Annotated in this window: 16 protein-coding genes; 8 read left to right on the top strand and 8 right to left on the bottom strand. The window is 73.5% G+C overall.

Going from position 1 to position 16,046, the window contains the following annotated elements:
- Positions 1-44: 44 nt before the first annotated feature.
- Together OG906_RS25380 and uvrB are read right to left on the bottom strand one after the other, a co-directional pair.
- Positions 45-623, bottom strand: coding sequence for a TerD family protein (locus OG906_RS25380; RefSeq protein ID WP_053681568.1), 579 nt, complete (start codon positions 621-623; stop codon positions 45-47).
- A 90-nt stretch (positions 624-713) separates the two neighbouring features.
- Positions 714-2,861 carry an excinuclease ABC subunit UvrB gene (gene uvrB, locus OG906_RS25375; protein WP_329446030.1) on the bottom strand — a complete coding sequence of 716 codons (2,148 nt, stop codon included), beginning with the start codon at positions 2,859-2,861 and terminating at the stop codon, positions 714-716.
- A gap of 221 nt (positions 2,862-3,082) precedes the next feature.
- On the opposite strand from uvrB, the gene OG906_RS25370 reads away from it, so the two are divergent.
- From OG906_RS25370 to OG906_RS25360, 3 genes are all read left to right on the top strand, one after another.
- On the top strand, positions 3,083-3,991 hold the full coding sequence (locus tag OG906_RS25370) for a glycerophosphodiester phosphodiesterase (protein ID WP_329446027.1): 909 nt from the start codon (positions 3,083-3,085) through the stop codon (positions 3,989-3,991).
- A 56-nt stretch (positions 3,992-4,047) separates the two neighbouring features.
- Positions 4,048-4,611, top strand: a complete 564-nt coding sequence (locus tag OG906_RS25365; RefSeq protein ID WP_329446025.1) for a methylated-DNA--[protein]-cysteine S-methyltransferase — start codon at positions 4,048-4,050, stop codon at positions 4,609-4,611.
- A gap of 273 nt (positions 4,612-4,884) precedes the next feature.
- A complete protein-coding gene (locus OG906_RS25360; protein ID WP_392892129.1) occupies positions 4,885-6,192 on the top strand; it encodes an MFS transporter in 1,308 nt (435 codons plus the stop codon).
- A gap of 40 nt (positions 6,193-6,232) precedes the next feature.
- Here OG906_RS25360 and OG906_RS25355 read toward each other — a convergent pair whose 3' ends face one another.
- Entirely contained in the window at positions 6,233-6,610 is a 378-nt protein-coding gene (locus OG906_RS25355; protein WP_329446021.1) for a cupin domain-containing protein, read from the bottom strand.
- Positions 6,611-6,906: 296 nt separating this feature from the next.
- Here OG906_RS25355 and OG906_RS25350 point away from each other — a divergent pair, with 296 nt between their 5' ends.
- Together OG906_RS25350 and OG906_RS25345 are read left to right on the top strand one after the other, a co-directional pair.
- The gene (locus tag OG906_RS25350) at positions 6,907-7,881 is read left to right on the top strand and encodes a pseudouridine-5'-phosphate glycosidase (RefSeq protein ID WP_329446019.1); all 975 of its coding nucleotides are present in this window, start codon (positions 6,907-6,909) and stop codon (positions 7,879-7,881) included.
- Positions 7,878-8,951, top strand: a complete 1,074-nt coding sequence (locus OG906_RS25345; RefSeq protein WP_329446017.1) for a carbohydrate kinase family protein — start codon at positions 7,878-7,880, stop codon at positions 8,949-8,951. The genes OG906_RS25350 and OG906_RS25345 overlap by 4 nt, the downstream gene beginning before the upstream one ends.
- Before the next feature lie 82 nt (positions 8,952-9,033).
- Here the strand turns inward: OG906_RS25345 and OG906_RS25340 are convergent, their stop codons facing one another.
- Both OG906_RS25340 and OG906_RS25335 read right to left on the bottom strand, forming a co-directional pair.
- Positions 9,034-9,696, bottom strand: coding sequence for a hypothetical protein (locus OG906_RS25340; protein ID WP_329446015.1), 663 nt, complete (start codon positions 9,694-9,696; stop codon positions 9,034-9,036).
- 167 nt (positions 9,697-9,863) lie between these two features.
- Positions 9,864-10,508, bottom strand: coding sequence for a uridine kinase (locus tag OG906_RS25335; protein WP_267796501.1), 645 nt, complete (start codon positions 10,506-10,508; stop codon positions 9,864-9,866).
- Positions 10,509-10,601: 93 nt separating this feature from the next.
- Here OG906_RS25335 and OG906_RS25330 point away from each other — a divergent pair, with 93 nt between their 5' ends.
- Positions 10,602-12,047: a WGR domain-containing protein gene (locus OG906_RS25330; protein WP_329446012.1), complete on the top strand. Its 1,446-nt coding sequence runs from the start codon at positions 10,602-10,604 to the stop codon at positions 12,045-12,047.
- Positions 12,048-12,099: 52 nt separating this feature from the next.
- Here the strand turns inward: OG906_RS25330 and OG906_RS25325 are convergent, their stop codons facing one another.
- Positions 12,100-12,468 (bottom strand): cupin domain-containing protein, encoded by a 369-nt coding sequence (locus tag OG906_RS25325; RefSeq protein ID WP_329446010.1) that lies wholly within the window; start codon positions 12,466-12,468, stop codon positions 12,100-12,102.
- A 138-nt stretch (positions 12,469-12,606) separates the two neighbouring features.
- On the opposite strand from OG906_RS25325, the gene OG906_RS25320 reads away from it, so the two are divergent.
- Positions 12,607-13,287: a DUF2293 domain-containing protein gene (locus OG906_RS25320; protein WP_329446008.1), complete on the top strand. Its 681-nt coding sequence runs from the start codon at positions 12,607-12,609 to the stop codon at positions 13,285-13,287.
- Here OG906_RS25320 and OG906_RS25315 read toward each other — a convergent pair.
- Positions 13,284-14,021 (bottom strand): chaplin, encoded by a 738-nt coding sequence (locus OG906_RS25315; RefSeq protein ID WP_329446006.1) that lies wholly within the window; start codon positions 14,019-14,021, stop codon positions 13,284-13,286. The genes OG906_RS25320 and OG906_RS25315 overlap by 4 nt on opposite strands.
- Positions 14,022-14,148: 127 nt before the next feature.
- Between OG906_RS25315 and OG906_RS25310 the strand changes: the two genes are divergently transcribed.
- Positions 14,149-14,703 (top strand): HAD domain-containing protein, encoded by a 555-nt coding sequence (locus tag OG906_RS25310; protein WP_267796497.1) that lies wholly within the window; start codon positions 14,149-14,151, stop codon positions 14,701-14,703.
- A 154-nt stretch (positions 14,704-14,857) separates the two neighbouring features.
- Here OG906_RS25310 and OG906_RS25305 read toward each other — a convergent pair whose 3' ends face one another.
- Positions 14,858-16,021, bottom strand: a complete 1,164-nt coding sequence (locus tag OG906_RS25305; protein WP_329446003.1) for an SWIM zinc finger family protein — start codon at positions 16,019-16,021, stop codon at positions 14,858-14,860.
- Positions 16,022-16,046: the final 25 nt, after the last annotated feature.

Genomic DNA, 16,046 nt, shown 5'->3' with positions numbered 1-16,046 from the left:
GCCCTCCCCCGTGCCTTCTTCTCTTTGCTCTTGTCCGGTGCTGCTTACAGGTGCGGCAGGATCGACGGCATGAGGTCCTGGAAGGTCCGACCGTTGGCCGGGTTTCCGAGGGCCGTCATCTGCCAGCCGGCGCCCACGCGGGACACCTTCGCCATGATCTGCGCGGTGTAGGCGCCGCCGCCGTCGAGGGTGTAGCGGGCCAGTTCCTGGCCGTTGGTCTCGTCGACGATGCGGCAGAAGGCGTTCTGCACCTCCTGGAACGTCTGCCCGGTGAAGGAGTTCACCGTGAAGACGATCTGGTCGATGTGCACCGGCACGCGCTGGAGGTCGACGAGGATCGCCTCGTCGTCCCCGCCCTGGCCGACGCCGCCGACGAGGTTGTCACCGGTGTGGCGGACCGAGCCGTCGTCGCTCTGCAGGTGCCGGAAGAACACGACGTCCACCGGCTGCTTGTCGGCGAACAGCACCGCCGACGCGTCCAGGTCGATCTCCCGGGTCCGCGACCCGAACAGCCCCCGACGCTTCGCCGCCTGCCAGCCGAGCCCCATCCGGACCGCGGTCAGCGTGCCTCCGTCCGCCTTCTGCAGACTGATGGCCTGACCCTTGGTCATGTTGACCGTCACGTGATGTCCCCTCTCCATGGCCCGCCCCGATGTCGGCGGGTCGCAGCGTGTACCTGCGGCTGTCGCCCAACCCTACTGACAGCCCCCACCTCAGGCGAGGCCCGCTTCCCTCATCTGTCGAAGCTCCTTCTTCAGCTCGCCCACCTCGTCGCGGATCCGGGCCGCGACCTCGAACTGGAGCTCCGCCGCCGCACCTCGCATCCGTTCGGTCATCTGCTCGATCAGCGCGGCCAGTTCGGCGGCGGGGCGGTCCGTGGGGGTGGCCGCGGCCTTGGCCCCCTTCGCTCCCTTTCCACCCGCCTTGCCCCCGGCGGCCTTGCCGCCGAGCGCGGGCACCGGGGCCTTGGCTCCCTTGCCCTCCTTCGCCTGCCGGTAGCCGGTCCCGAGCAGTTCCTCGGTGTCCAGCTCCTCGCGGGCGATCGTGGCGACGATGTCGTTGATCTTCTTGCGGAGCGGCTGCGGGTCGATCCCGTTCGCCGTGTTGTAGGCGATCTGCTTCTCGCGGCGCCGGTTCGTCTCGTCGATGGCCTTCTCCATGGCCGGCGTCATCTTGTCCGCGTACATGTGGACCTGGCCGGAGACGTTGCGCGCCGCGCGGCCGATGGTCTGGATCAGGGAGGTCCCCGAGCGCAGGAAGCCCTCCTTGTCCGCGTCGAGGATGGCCACCAGCGAGACCTCGGGCAGGTCGAGGCCCTCGCGCAGCAGGTTGATGCCGACCAGGACGTCGTACTCGCCGGCCCGCAGCTCGCGCAGCAGCTCGATGCGGCGCAGGGTGTCCACGTCGCTGTGCAGGTAGCGGACCTGGATGCCGAGCTCCAGGAAGTAGTCCGTGAGGTCCTCGGACATCTTCTTGGTGAGCGTCGTGACCAGGACGCGCTCGTCCTTCTCCACCCGCTGCCGGATCTCGTGCACCAGGTCGTCGATCTGGCCCTCGGTGGGCTTGACGACGACCTCGGGGTCGATGAGGCCGGTGGGGCGGATGATCTGCTCGACGAAGCCGTCGCCGCGGGAGAGCTCGTACTTGCCGGGGGTGGCGGACAGGTAGACGGTCTGGCCGATCCGCTCCTGGAACTCCTCCCACTTCAGCGGCCGGTTGTCCAGCGCGGACGGCAGCCGGAAGCCGTGGTCGACCAGGGTCCGCTTGCGGGAGGCGTCGCCCTCGTACATCGCGCCGATCTGCGGCACCGTGACGTGCGACTCGTCGATGACGAGCAGGAAGTCCTCGGGGAAGTAGTCGATGAGGGTGTTCGGGGCGGAGCCGCGCTCGCGGTCGTCCATGTGCAGCGAGTAGTTCTCGATGCCGGAGCAGGACCCGATCTGGCGCATCATCTCCAGGTCGTAGGTGGTGCGCATGCGCAGCCGCTGGGCCTCCAGCATCTTGCCCTGCTTCTCCAGCTCGGCCAGCCGGTCGGTCAGCTCGGCCTCGATGCCGGCGACGGCCTTCTCCATGCGCTCGGGGCCGGCGACGTAGTGGCTGGCGGGGAAGACGTACAGCTCGCGGTCCTCGCTGATGACCTCGCCGGTCAGCGGGTGCAGGGTGGACAGCGCCTCGATCTCGTCGCCGAACATCTCGATGCGGACGGCCAGTTCCTCGTAGACCGGGAAGATCTCGATGGTGTCGCCGCGCACCCGGAAGGTGCCGCGGGTGAAGGCCACGTCGTTGCGCGTGTACTGGATGTCGACGAAGCGGCGCAGCAGCTGGTCCCGGTCGAACTCCTCGCCGACCTTCAGCGAGACCATCCGGTCCACGTACTCCTGCGGGGTGCCGAGGCCGTAGATGCAGGACACGGAGGCGACGACGATCACGTCGCGCCGGGTCAGCAGCGAGTTGGTCGCGGAGTGGCGCAGCCGCTCCACCTCCTCGTTGATCGAGGAGTCCTTCTCGATGTAGGTGTCCGACTGGGGTACGTAGGCCTCGGGCTGGTAGTAGTCGTAGTACGAGACGAAGTACTCGACGGCGTTGTTCGGCAGGAGCTCGCGGAACTCGTTCGCCAGCTGGGCGGCGAGGGTCTTGTTCGGCGCCATCACCAGCGTCGGCCGCTGGAGCTTCTCGATCATCCAGGCCGTGGTCGCCGATTTGCCGGTGCCGGTCGCACCCAGCAGTACGACGTCCTTCTCACCTGCACGGATGCGCTTCTCCAGCTCGGCGATGGCCGCCGGCTGGTCGCCGCTGGGCTGGTAGGGGCTGACGACCTCGAAAGGCGCCACCGTGCGTTCGATCTTCGATACGGGCCGCATGCCTCAACCGTACGACCCCCCACTGACACTCACGCCCGGCACGGCCTCCGGGGGTCCGGCGGGTCTGCTCCATTCTGGTCCGTTTGTCGTAGTTCGGTGGCGGCCCCGTGATCTTCAACCGCATGATGATCGCGAAACTCCGTGAAGTGCATCGCCGCAACGTCTGCCGCTCCGCGCCCGTTTGAGGCAGGAGCAGGGCTCACGACCCGAGGAGAACGCACATGAACGTCGTCCGACCAGCCGCCGTGGCCGCCGCAGTCCTGGGCCTCACCCTCTCCGTGCTGGGCACGGCCACCTCGGCCACCGCGTCCGGTCCCGCCTCGGGGTCCGGCACGGTCGCGTCCTCCCCTCCGGTGGTCTACGCCCACCGGGGAGCCTCGGCGTACGCCCCGGAGAACACGCTGGCCTCGATCGACCTCGCGATGCGGATGGGCATCGACTGGGTCGAGAACGACGTCCAGCGCACCAAGGACGGCGTCCTGGTCGTGATCCACGACGACAACCTGGCCCGCACCACCGACGTCGAGCAGGTGTTCCCCGACCGCAAGCCCTGGCTGGTCAAGGACTTCACCGCGGACGAGATCGCCCTGCTGGACGCGGGCAGCTGGTTCGGCAAGGACAAGCAGTACGCGGGCGCCACGGTGCCGACCCTGCGGGAGTACCTCGCCCGGGTGCGGCGCAACCAGCAGAAGCTGCTGCTGGAGATCAAGCGGCCGGAGATCTACCCGGGGATCGAGCGGGAGACCCTGAACCTGCTGGACGCCACCGGCTGGCTCGACAGGAACCGCGTGGACCGGCGGCTGGTGGTGCAGAGCTTCAGCGCCGACTCCATCCGGATCGTGCACGACCTGCGGCCCGACCTCGTGACGGCCTTCCTGGGCACGCCCACCGTGGCCGAGCTGCCGCGCTACGCCGCCTTCACCGACCGGATCAACCCCTGGCACACCACCCTGTCGGCGGACTGGGTGGCGGCCGTGCACGCCCTGCGCGGCCCCCACGGCAAGGCCATGGAGGTGGACACCTGGACCGTGGACAACGCGGCGACGGCGCGGAAGGTCCAGGAGATGGGCGTGGACGGGATCATCACCAACACGCCCGACGTGGTCCGCAGGGCGGTGGGCTGGTACTGAGCCCCGGACGGGGCGAACCCGTCGTCGTTGTCCGCGGGGCGCCGTACCGTGGACGGGTGGACAGCTCCGAGCGGCCCCGCGGGCCGCACCTCGAATGGACGGTCGTCAGCGGCGACATCGGCCCCCTGCTCCTGGCGGCGACCCCCGAGGGGCTGGTCCGGGTCGAGTTCCACGCCGGCCCGGACCGCGTCGAGAAGATGATCGGTGCGTTGGTCTCCCGGCTCGGCGCCGACGCCTGGCGGCCGGCGCTCGGCGAGGAGGTCCTGCTCGCCGAGCCCGTGCGCCAGCTGAACGCCTACTTCGCCGGTTCGCTGCGGCGCTTCGAGCTGCCGCTCGACTGGCGGCTGAGCTCCGGCTTCAACCGTCAGGTGCTCCGGGAGCTGGACCGCTCGGTGCCCTACGGGTCGGTCGTCGGGTACGGGGAACTCGCCGCGCGGGTCGGGCAGCCGGGCGCGGCCCAGGCCGTGGGCAACGCCATGGGCTCGAATCCCCTGCCGCTGGTGGTGGCCTGCCACCGGGTGGTGGAGAACGACGGCGGGATCGGCGGGTTCGGCGGCGGGGTGGAGACCAAGCGCCTGCTGCTCGCCCTGGAGGGCGTGCTTCCGCAGCCGCTGTTCTGAGACCCCTGTTCTGATGCCCCTGTTCTGAGACCCGTGTTCCGAGACCCGTGTTCCGGACCCGCTGCGAAGCCACTGCGATGCGGTTGCGACGCACGGGCCCGGCGCCGCGTCGTGGGCGCGCCCCGCCGCTCGCGGGTGCGCGGGGCGCGCGACCGTGCGGCCCCGATACCCGGTTCCACCTGGCGGTACGGGGTGGCACACTGCCGCGGTGAACACTCCCGCCGCCGCACCCGGCTCCCCGTCCTGCGTACGCCTGCCGCGGTCTCCGAGGGGGTGTGCGCAGTGAAGGCCTCCCCCGGCACCGAACGCACCGCGCCCCCGGTCGTGGCGGCGGATCTCCCCCGGTTGCAGCGGCGCACCTCTGCGGTGCTGATCGCCGCTCAGATGCTGGGCGGGCTGGGCGTGCCCATCAGCATCGCCCTGGCCCCGGTCCTCGCCACCGAGGTCAGCGGCACCGAGGCCATGTCGGGATTCGCGTCCACCGCGTCCGTGATCGGCACCGCGCTGCTCTCGCTGCCGCTCGCCGCCCTGATGACCGCGCGCGGGCGCCGTCCCGGTCTGGTCCTGGCCTACGCGATCGGAGCCGCCGGCGCGGCCCTCGTCGTCCTGGCCGCCACGATCAGGAACTTCCCGCTCCTGCTGGTGGGCATGGCCGCCTTCGGCGCCGCGTCCTCCGCCAACCTCCAGGCCCGGTTCGCCGCCGCCGACCTCGCGGCGCCCGACCGCCGCGCGCGGGCGATCTCCGTGGTCGTGTGGGCGTCCACCATCGGCGCGGTGCTCGGCCCGAACCTCTCCGCACCGGCCAGTCACAGCTTCGCCGGCACCTCCATACCCGAGACGGCGGGCCCCTTCGTGTGGGCCGGCGCCGTCTTCGTCCTCACCGGCACGCTGATCGGCGTCCTCCTGCGACCCGATCCGCTGCTGACGGCCCGGGCGCTGGCCGCGCCCGGGGAGCAGACCCGGGCCGGGCGCTCGCTGCGCGCCGGTTTCACGGCCGTCCGGGAGTCGCCGCGCGCCAGGCTCGCCCTGCTGACCGTCGCGGTGTCGCACACCACCATGGTCTCGATCATGGTCATGACCCCGGTGGACCTCGGTCACCACGGCGCCGATCTGGAGCTCGTCGGTCTGGTGATCAGCGGTCACATCGCGGGCATGTTCGCCTTCTCCCCCGTCATGGGATGGCTCGCGGACCGGATCGGCCGGCTGTCCGTGATCGGGCTCGCGGCCGGGCTGCTGTCGGTCGCCGCGCTGCTCGCCGGTACCGCCGGACCGAGTCACGCGCAGTCCGCGCTCGGCCTGTTCCTGCTCGGTCTCGGCTGGTCCGCGGGGATGGTCTCGGGCTCGGCCCTGCTGACCGACTCCGTACCGCAGCCCGCGCGGGCCGCCGTCCAGGGGTTGAGCGACCTCACGATGAACGCGGCCGCCGGTCTGGGCGGGGCCGCGGCCGGCCTGGTCATGGCCCGGGCGGGATACGGGTGGCTCAACGCGATCGGCGCCGCGCTGCTGCTGCCGATGGCCGCCCTGGCCCTCTTCACGGCGCGCCGGCACCCGGTCCCCGCGCAGGCCGACGCGGGCGCGTAGCCGTCCGCGGGGCCGTCCGGCCGGCGACAGGTCCGGTTGCCTAGTAGCTGATGTGGTAGGCCTTGCGCAGCGTCTCGTGGACGGTCCAGGTGGTCTTGTCGCCCTCCCGGAGCACGCAGGCGGAGCCGGGACCCACCTGCAGCGTGTCGCCGCCCTCGACCTCGATGGTGGCGCGGCCGCCGACCACCACGAACAGTTCGTCGGCCTCGGTGTCCGTGACCACGCCGGGGGTGATCTGCCAGATCCCCCGGACCTGCGAGCCGTCCGCGGCCTCCCACAGCACCTTGCCCGTGACGACGGGCGTGCCGGAGACGATCTGGGCCGGGTCGAGCGCCTCCAGCTCCAGTTCGGCGTCGGGGAAGTCCGTCACGGAGACGGCGAAGGAGGCGGGGGCTGCGCTGTGATCACGGGTGCTCATGGCGCGCCAGCCTAATCGGGTGGTCCCCCGCCTCGGGGCGACCAGAGCGTCCAGCGCGGACGCGCCGGACGAGGCATCCTGTCCACCCCTTCGGGCTCGGTGTCCGCCGGGTTTCGGCCAGGGCGGCGGGTGCGCGGCGGTGGCGGCGGCGTGGGCGTCCGGGGCGTGGACCTCGTCCCGCGCGGGCGCGGTCCGGGGTGGGGCGGGCGGTGCGCGGGGCGCGGTACTCGGACAGGTTCGGGCGGGAGCGGTGGGAGCGCGTTTGGGGGCGCGAATCCGGTGCCATGGATGGGTGCATGCCACAGCACAGAGCATCCGCGCCCCCGTCCGCGTCCGCCGTCCCGGCCTCGGCGCCCTCCTCGGTACCGGTCCTTTCGGAGGAGGTGCGCGAGGCGCTGGCCGCCGGGAGGCCCGTCGTCGCCCTGGAGTCGACGATCATCGCGCACGGCCTGCCGCGCCCCCGCAATCTGGCGGTGGGCACCGAGTTGGAGGCCCTGGTGCGCTCCGAGGGGGCGGTTCCGGCGACGATCGCCGTGGTGGACGGAGTGGCGTACGCGGGCCTCGACAAGGGGCAACTGGAGCGGATCGCCGGGGGCGAGGACGTGCGCAAGCTCGGCCACCGGGATCTGGCGCCCGCCCTCGCGACGGGTGCGACCGGGGCGACGACGGTCTCCGCGACGTCCTTCCTGGCGGCGCGGGCCGGTCTGCGCGTCTTCGCCACGGGCGGGCTGGGCGGGGTGCACCGGGAGTTCGCCCACACCCAGGACGAGTCGGCGGACCTGTCGCTGCTCGCGCGCACCCGGATCACGGTGGTCTGCGCGGGGGTGAAGTCGATCCTGGACGTGCCCGCCACGCTGCAACGGCTGGAGACCCTGGGGGTCGGGGTGCTCGGGTACGGGACGGACCGCTTCCCCGGCTTCTACCTGTCCAGTTCCGGCGAGCCGGTGGACTGGACCGTGCACCGGCCCGAGGAGGTGGCGGCGGTGATGGCGGCTCAGGACGCGCTCGGCGGGCCGGAGTCCGCGCTGCTGGTCGCCCATCCGGTGGCGGAGGCAGAGCAGCTGGATCCGGAGCTGCACGACCGGGTGCTGGCGGAGGCACTGGACGCGTGCCGGGAGCGGGGCATCACGGGGCAGGCGGTGACCCCGTTCCTCCTGGGGTTCCTGGTACGGGCGACCGGCGGCGCGTCGTTGGAGGCGAACCTGGCGGCGGTGCGGGGCAACGTCCGGCTCGGGGCCCGGATCGCGGGGGCCTGGGCGGCCCGGGCATGACCGGGCGGGGGGTGACCGGCGCGGGACCGACGGAGACGGGCGCGGCGGGCTCGGGCACGAGCGGGCTGGACGCGAACGGGCCGGGCACCAGCCGGCCGGACTCGAACGGGCCGGGCACGACGACGGACGCGACGACGACGGCCCCGCGGGAGCCGGCCGGGCGCGGGGCGGGGGGCGCGCCGGGTGCGCTGCTGGTCGTCGGGGACGTGGTGACGGACGTGGTCGCGGTGCACACCGAACCGCTCGCGCCCGCCACCGACACGGTCGCCCGGATCCGTACCCTGCCCGGCGGGGCGGGCGGCAACGCCGCCTGCTGGGCGGCGCACGAGGGCGCACCGGAGGTACGGATCCTGGCGCGGGTGGGCACCGAGTCGGCGCGCTGGCACGAGCGGGCGCTGGTGGACGCGGGGGTCCGCCCCAAGCTGGTCGTCGACCGGGCGGAGCCGACCGGGACGGTGGTGGCGCTGGTCGGCAAGGACGCGGAGCGGACCTTCCTGACCGACAGCGGGGCGTCCCTGCGGCTGTGCCCGGCCGACTGGGCGCCGGCGCTGCTGGACGGGGCCGCGCACCTGCACCTGTCGGGGTACCTGTTCTTCGCGGACAGCAGCCGGGAGTTGGCGAGGGTGGCGATGAGGGCGGCCCGGACCCGGGGGGTGCCGGTGAGCGTGGACCCGGCCTCGGCGGGGTTCCTGGCCACGTTGGGCCCGGAGCGCTTCCTGGCGGCGGTGGCGGGGGCCTGCGTACTGCTGCCGAACGAGGACGAGGCCCGGCTGTTGGCGGGGCTCCCGGAGCCGGCCGGGGTGGCCCGGGCGGCGGTGGCGCTGAGCCGCCGGGTGCCGCTGGTGGTGGTCACCCGGGGCGCGGCCGGGGCGCTGATCGCCGAGGGCGGGCGCATCACGGCCGAGGTCGACGCCGAGGCCGTCGAGGCGGTGGATTCCACGGGTGCGGGGGACGCGTTCACCGGTGGTTTCCTGGCGGCCCGGCTGGCGGGCGCGACCCCGGTGGAGGCGGCCCGCGCGGGGTGCCGGGCGGCCGCGGTGGCGGTCACCCGGCTGGGCGGACGTCCGTAGGGCCGCCCTCACCCGCACCGCCCGGCCGAGACCGGTGTCGAGGGACCCGGGGCGGGTGATCAGGGCCGCCCCGGGGGCGGGTTCACGGGGTGAACACCTGGTCCAGGGTGTCGATCGCGCCCTTGCCGCCGAGGTGGTAGCGGAACACCAGGCCCTGGTTCGGGTGGGCGACGAGCCACGCGATGAGGGCGTCGAGGGTGATCGGCTTGTTCTCCGTGCTCTCGACGATCGGGGTGACGGCCGTGATCTTCGCATCGTCCTGGATCGGGATGAACGTCTCCTTGCCGACCGTCTCGAAGGGGGCGCCGTCGGAGTCGGGGGCGCCGCACCCCCAGGTGCCGTGCTTGACGATCAGGCTGTGGAAGCCGCCCTCGGGCGTGTAGCGGTTGACGGCGATCTCGTCGGGCGAGATCGGCATCTTGTGGTCGCAGCTGGGCGCGGGCGACTTGGGCTTGCCCGCCGGGGTCGCCTTGGCGGTGGCGGGTGCGGTCGGCTTCGAGGACGCGGCGGACGCCGACGGTCCGGCACCTTGGGGAGGGGTCGGTGTCGCGGTCGGGGTGGCGGCCGCGGTCGGGGTGGCGCTCGGACCGGCGGGGTTCGCGCCGGGAGTCGTGCCCGCGGCGTCGGCGCCGTCGTCGCCGTTGCAGGCGGTGAGGGTCAGGGCCGCGCACAGGGCGAGCGTCGTGAGCGTCCACCCCCGCCGCGACCGTCTCGGTCCCTCGATCGTCTCGCCGCGTCCACCCATTGCCGTCTCCCTCTGCCAAGGCGCCACCCGGCGGTCGCCGTCGAAGCGTGGCGACAACGTAGCCCGCCGCCGTCGGCCACGACGACGCCCGATTCCCGTTCGTCACCGACCGGGAATCGCGCTGTTGCCGATCCCGGACGTCCGTGACCGAGTGGATGCCCGCGGGGTCAGTCCGCGAGTCCCGTCCAGGCCGGGTGACGGGGGTCGTCGGCCCGGACGACGGCGTCGGCCGCGGCCGCCGGGTCGGTCTCGGCCTCGTAGCGGGCGAAGGCGGGCAGGGTCCAGCGCGCGGACTCCTCGGTCCTGCGGGCGAGGGCTCCCGGGGAGAGGCGGATGTGCACGCCGAGGTCGAAGGGGAACCAGTGGCCGAACAGCAGCGGTCCGTGCACGATCAGCACGCCGCCCGCGGGGAGTTCGACGTAGGGGCTGCGGGTGGCCCGGTCGGTCGCCGGGTCCCAGAGGTCGGGCAGTACCCGTCCGGTGCCGCCGGGGTCGGTGGGGCCGAACACCTCGCGCCAGAGGGCGGCCGTGTCGTACCAGCCGCCGAGGTAGGCGTCCACGTCCTGCCGGCCGAACTCGAAGCGGAGGGAGGCCGGCCGCAGGAACCCGTCGGCCGGGACCGTCAGTACGGGCCTGCCCCGCCCGCGCAGTTCCTCGGCGAGCCGGTCCGCGAGCACGTCCGTTCCGGCGGCGGGCGCGCCGTCGATGCCCACCCGCTGCCAGGGCCCCCGGTCGGGGCCCTCGGACCGGTCTTCCAGACGACCGGCGAGCCGCTCGGCCATCCGCTGCCATGTGATCGCTTCCAGCTGCACGTGGCCATTGTCAGTGGCGGGTCCTAACTTTTTCCACGAGGGATCACCGGCGCGAAACGGAGTCGTCGGCCCGACCGCGGGGAGGGGTCTGTCATGGCCGGCGAGACGACGTACATGGAGCTGTCGCAGGACGACGGCGGGGCGCACAAGTTCTACGAGGTGACGGTGGACGGCACGTCCGTCACCGTGCGGTACGGGCGCATCGGCGCGGAGGGCCAGGTGCAGAACTCCTCCTTCCCGACGGTGGAGAAGGCGCGCGCGGCCGCCGCGAAGAAGGTCGGGGAGAAGGTCCGCAAGGGCTACGCCCCGGCGGTTCGCGGTGCCCGCGCGGCGCGGTCGGTGACCCGCAGGCAGGTGACCTCGGCCCCGTCGACGGCGCGCGCGGTGGCTCCCGTGCTGTGGCGTTTCCGCACGGGCTCCTCGGCGTTCGGGATCCACGTGGACGAGGACCGCTGCTGGGTCGGCAACCAGGCGGGTGACGTCTACACGCTGAGCCACGGCGGCGAGGTGCTGGCCCGGTACTCGCTGCCGGACGGGGTGAAGTGCCTGGTGGCGGACGAGTTCTGGATCTACGCGGGCTGTGACGACGGCACGGTGTACGACCTGTCGTCGAAGGTGCCGTTCGGGGCGTACGACATCGCCGCGGACGTGGACATCTTCTGGCTCGACATCCGCGAGGGCGTGCTGAACGTGTCCGACCGCAGCGGTGGCCTGACCGTCATCGACCACGAGGACGAGTTCCAGTGGTCGCGGCGCTCGTCGGGGTCCAACGCCTGGATGGTGCGGGCCGACGAGCGGGCGGTGTACCACGGTCACAGCAAGGGCGTGACGGCCTACGCCCCGGATGGCGGGCGGGAGTTGTGGCACACGGCGACGGACGGTTCGGTGCTGTTCGGGTGGCAGGAGGACTCCGCCGTGTACGCGGGGACCGGGCGCAACACGGTGCAGCGGCTGTCGAAGGCGACGGGCGCGGTGGAGGCCTCGTACCGGTGTGATGCGGCGGTGTACTCGTGTGCGACGTCGCCGGACGGGCGGCACGTGTTCGCGGGCGACCTCTCCTCCTCCGTGTACTGCTTCGACGCGGACGGCCGGCGGCTGTGGAAGCTGGGCACGGGCAGTGGGTCGGCGCTGTCGATGCAGTACCTCGACGGGCGGCTGTACCTGGTCACCACGGACGGTTCGCTGGTGTGCGTGGACGCGAGCGAGCAGGCGATCTCGGCCGCGCAGCAGGGTTCGGTGCCGACGGCGATGGACGTCAAGTCGGCCGCCGCGCTGCCCGTGTTCACGCCGGCCGCGTCCGCCTCGGCGGTGGCGACGGTCTCGGTGGCCGCAGCGCCGGCGGGCGGTGTGGTGGTGGAGTGCGTCCAGCAGGGCGGACGGACGCGGGTGCACGTGGTGTCCGACGGCTTCGAGCCCGGCTGGAACGTGCAGTTCCCCCGGGGGATCCGGGAGGCCGGCGCCCGCTACGTGGTGGAGGGGCTGCACGCGGCGTCCGGCGGCTTCTACCGGGTGCGCGGGGAGATACGCCGACTCGTCTGAGCCGGCCGCGGCCCGCGGGGCGCGCCGTGTCCGACCGGCCGGTGTCGCGGGCTCAGCGGGCGTGCCCCGGGCACGGGCACGGCGTCGCGCCGAACGGGGCGGGCGTGGCCACGGACCAACGGGCGTCCTCGGCGAGGGCGCAGGTCACGTGGAGCACGACCGGTTCGCTGCCCAGGTTGCGGCCGAGGTGGACGTGGTCGCTGCCCGAGGGTTCGACGAAGGTGGCTCCCACCGGGTGCGTCTCGACGGATCCGTCGTCCAGGATCCGGGTCAGCGTTCCGGAGGCGACCACCGCCATCAGCGGCACGTCGTGGTAGTGCCATCCCGTGCACTGCCCGGACTCGATCACGATCTCCCGGCCCGTGAGGTCCGGTCCCCCGCTCGCCCCCGGCCGTCGCGCCGTCGCCTGACGTCCGCCCATCGTTCCTCCTCCACGGGCCACCGCGGCCCGGCCGCCTCACGGTAGGAGGAGATCATGACGTCGAGGAAGATCCGATGAAAGGACAACAACCCTGCTCTACAAGGTGATATAAGGACCGCCGCGCGGTATCACTCCGTCATGAGTCTTGTCGTGTTCGAGTCGCACAAGCGGATCCACTGCGCCGAGTGCCGGCAGGGCCCGCTCCGGCTCCTCGTCCGCGAGGCGGGAGCGCCCCGCTGCCTGGACTGCGTCGACCTCGGCCATCTGGTCTACCTGCCGCGCGGCGACGCGGCGCTCACCCGACGTGCGCGGGAGGCCAGTTCACTCTCCGCCGTCGTGGTGCGCCGGCACAAACGCCGCCATCGCTACGAACGCCAGGGCCTGTTGGTCGAGGAGGGCGCCCTGGCCCGCGCCGAGCGCGCCTGCCTCGCGGACGCCGAGGTGCGGGCCCGCCGCAGGGACCGCGACCGGCTGCGGCGCGCGGCCGAGGACGTCCGCTTCACGGCGGCCTTCACCGCCGAGATCCGGCGACTGTTCCCCGGCTGTCCGGAGGAACGCGCGCGGGCCATCGCGGCGCACGCCTCGCTGCGCGGCAGTGGCCGCGTGGGCCGGACCGCCGCAGGCCGGGCCCTGGACGAACCGGCGGTGTCCATGGCGGTGCGGGCGGCCGTGCGGCACCTCGACACCGAGTACGACGCCCTGCTCATGGCGGGAGTACCGCGGTTCGCCGCCCGGGCCCGGCTGGCGGAGCGGATCGACGCGATCCTGGACGGATGGCGGGCGGCGTCCGGGGAGCCGGTCCGGGCCGAGACGGCCTAGACGGAACCCTGCGTACGGAAGCGGCGGTACAGCAGCGCTCCGCCGAGCAGCAGCGCGCCACTGCCGGGGATCAGGTAGCCGAGGCCGTCGGACCCGGTGTGGGCGAGGGCTTCGGTGTGCCGGGGCGGCGTCTGCGGGGTCTGCGGCGCCGGCGGCTTCACCTGCGTGACGGGCGCCGGCGGGATGACGGGCGGCGTGACGACGACGGGCGGCTGGACCGGCTTGCCACCGCTGGGCTTGCCGCCGTTGACGGAGATGTTGCCGCTGGAGGGGTTGCCGATTCCGACCAGGTTCACGGAGTTGCCACTGACGTTCAGCGGGAGGTCCACGGGGAGCTGGATGCCGTTGCCGGACAGCAGGCCGGGAGAACCCGTCGTCTGTCCGTCGGCCACCGATCCGCCGCCGTTGGCCGTACCGGCCTTCGTGGAGGACGAGGAGTGGCCCTGCCCCGAGGCGCCCGAGCCGGAGCGGGCGCCGCCGCCCTGGGAGGCGTTCGTGCAGCGGTTGCCGGTGGCGGAGTTGAGGAGCCCGACCACGCTGACGGTGTTCCCGCACACGTTCACCGGTGTGTTCACCGGCAGTTGCACCAGGTTCCCGGCGAGCAGGCCCGGGGAGCCCTCGGCTCTGCCGCCCGCGTCCGCATCGGCGTAGGCGAGGCCACCCACCCCCGCGACCGCCAGTCCACCTCCCGCAACCACCGCCGTGATCAAGCCATTGCGACGACTGTGACGCATCAGTTTTCCCGCCTTCCGGAGGAGTCCGCGGGCGAGTCGCCCGCACCGGAAACAACGCCGTAACCCCATTCGGGTTATAGCGCCGATGGGCATTTCACCCCATCGTGTACGGGGTAATGCCTATCTCATGATGAACAGCCCGCTGCTTCTCCTAGATGTGGACGGCCCGCTCAACCCCTTCCGGTCGCGGCTCGCCGGGCTGCGCGGGTACGACAGCCACCGGATGCGTCCCGAGATCTGGATGTCCCGCCGCGCCCCGGATTCGCGCAGCGCACGGCGCGGGCTCCGGGTCCGCCTGCACCCCGCCCACGGCGCCCGCTTGCTCGCCCTGCCCTACGAACTCGCCTGGGCGACCACCTGGATGCACCAGGCCAACACGATGATCGCCCCGCGCATCGGGTTGCCCGGCGATCTCCCGGTGATCGAGTGGCCGGAGCTGTTCGCCCATGATCCCGACGGCCTTTCCTGGAAGACCCGCCCGCTCCTCGCCTGGGCCGCCGGCCGCCCGTTCGCCTGGGTCGACGACATGATCAACCCGCGGGACCGGGCCTGGGTCGCCGCCCATCACCCCGCCCCGGCCCTGTTGTTGCGCGTCCACCCGCGCCACGGGCTCCGCGACCGCGACTTCGCCGCGCTCACCCACTGGGCGACCCACCTCGACCGACCCGACACCCCGGCCTGACGACCCCGCGCGGACCGACGCCCCGACCGGACGCCCCACGCCGCGCCGCGACGGCCCGGCCTGACGGCGCCGCGTCGCGATCCGACGTCACGGACAGCGCGGGACGGCGCCCGGGGCCGCATGCTCCGCCCGGCGGCACCGGTCCGTCGGGCGCTCAGCGCTGAAGGGCCGTCACCGGGTCCGTGGACGGGCGGCCGGAGGGCCACCAGTCGGCGTCGTCGAGGCGGGACTCGTACGGGTACCAGAGGCCCTCGCGGCCGAGCCGGAGCTGACGGGTCCCGGCGGTGAGGCGGTTGCGGTCGGGGCGGTACAGGCCACGGCCCGCGGCGAGCAGGGCGGGGCGCGCCCGGTCGAAGGGGCCCGCCGGCGGATCCCAGGGTTCGTCGAGGACGGACAGGCCCGGCAGGCCCCCCTGGCGCCAGGCGGCCGCGCCCCGGGCAAGGTCGGTGGTGGTCCGGCCGGTGGCGCGGGCCAGGTCCCGGTAGAGGGTGCGGGCGACGCCGGTCAGGCCGGCCGTCGGGTGCGCGGAGGCCAGCCGGACGGCGTCCTGCCACAGGGTGAGGCCGCCGATCGGGTCCTCGCCGGTCGCCAGCAGCGCGAGGGCGCGGGCGCCCGCGTCCGTCGCGAGCTGGTCCAGTGCGAGCGGGTCGGGCGCGGCGGGGTCGGCCGGGTAGGCGGGCGGCAGCCCGGGGGCGGCCGGGGCGCGCATCGGCGCCGGCAGCGGGGGCGGCGCGGTGCGGGCCACCGCCGCGCGGGCGGGGACCCCGGGGAAGTCGGGGGTGGCGTCGGGCTGTTCGCGGGCGGCGTGGGCGGCGTTGCGCCGGGTCAGCTCCTCCAGCAGTTCCCGCTCCCCGCGTCCGCGCAGGAGCAGCAGCACGAACGGGTCCTCGTCCAGCAGTCGGGCCGCCCGGTAGCAGAGGGCCGCCGCGTGCTTGCACGGCGGCCGCCCCACGTCGGGGCAGGAGCAGCGCGCGAGCAGTTCGCCCGGGCCCGGCAGGACCGTCTCCGCGAGGGACTCCGGAACCTCCCGTTCCAGCAGGGCCGCGAGCGCCGCGGGGTCGGCGGCGACCGTCTCCAGGACCTCTCCCCATTCGGCGTCCGCGAAGGCCGGCAGCGCCAGTTCGGTACGGTACGGGCGGGCCCTGCTCCCCCGGACGTACGCCACGATCCGACCCGGGGTGATCGTCACCGCGTCGACGTGGCCCTCGGCGGCATAGGCGTGCCCCCGGGCCAGGCGGGCCGCGTCGGGGGCGCGCTCCTCCAGCGCGACCACCCAGGCCCGACCCCACCAGGTCGTCGCCTCGAGCCCGGGGGGCACGGTCTCGAACGTGCGCCGACGATCG

Origin of the sequence: Streptomyces sp. NBC_01426 (genome assembly GCF_036231985.1) — a bacterium.
Lineage (GTDB): Bacteria > Actinomycetota > Actinomycetes > Streptomycetales > Streptomycetaceae > Streptomyces.
The sequence above is the reverse complement of the archived record's forward strand: the minus strand, read 5'-3'. Positions and strand labels throughout refer to the sequence as shown.

Excerpts from the sequence above, each read along its gene's own strand:
- OG906_RS25355 (WP_329446021.1), bottom strand. The coding sequence starts at position 6,610 with ATGAGCACCCGTGATCACAGCGCAGCCCCCGCCTCCTTCGCCGTCTCC.
- uvrB (WP_329446030.1), bottom strand. The coding sequence starts at position 2,861 with ATGCGGCCCGTATCGAAGATCGAACGCACGGTGGCGCCTTTCGAGGTC.
- OG906_RS25370 (WP_329446027.1), top strand. The coding sequence starts at position 3,083 with ATGAACGTCGTCCGACCAGCCGCCGTGGCCGCCGCAGTCCTGGGCCTC.
- OG906_RS25340 (WP_329446015.1), bottom strand. The coding sequence starts at position 9,696 with ATGGGTGGACGCGGCGAGACGATCGAGGGACCGAGACGGTCGCGGCGG.
- OG906_RS25315 (WP_329446006.1), bottom strand. The coding sequence starts at position 14,021 with ATGCGTCACAGTCGTCGCAATGGCTTGATCACGGCGGTGGTTGCGGGA.
- OG906_RS25320 (WP_329446008.1), top strand. The coding sequence starts at position 12,607 with ATGAGTCTTGTCGTGTTCGAGTCGCACAAGCGGATCCACTGCGCCGAG.
- OG906_RS25325 (WP_329446010.1), bottom strand. The coding sequence starts at position 12,468 with ATGGGCGGACGTCAGGCGACGGCGCGACGGCCGGGGGCGAGCGGGGGA.
- OG906_RS25310 (WP_267796497.1), top strand. The coding sequence starts at position 14,149 with ATGATGAACAGCCCGCTGCTTCTCCTAGATGTGGACGGCCCGCTCAAC.
- OG906_RS25330 (WP_329446012.1), top strand. The coding sequence starts at position 10,602 with ATGGCCGGCGAGACGACGTACATGGAGCTGTCGCAGGACGACGGCGGG.
- OG906_RS25345 (WP_329446017.1), top strand. The coding sequence starts at position 7,878 with ATGACCGGGCGGGGGGTGACCGGCGCGGGACCGACGGAGACGGGCGCG.
- OG906_RS25350 (WP_329446019.1), top strand. The coding sequence starts at position 6,907 with ATGCCACAGCACAGAGCATCCGCGCCCCCGTCCGCGTCCGCCGTCCCG.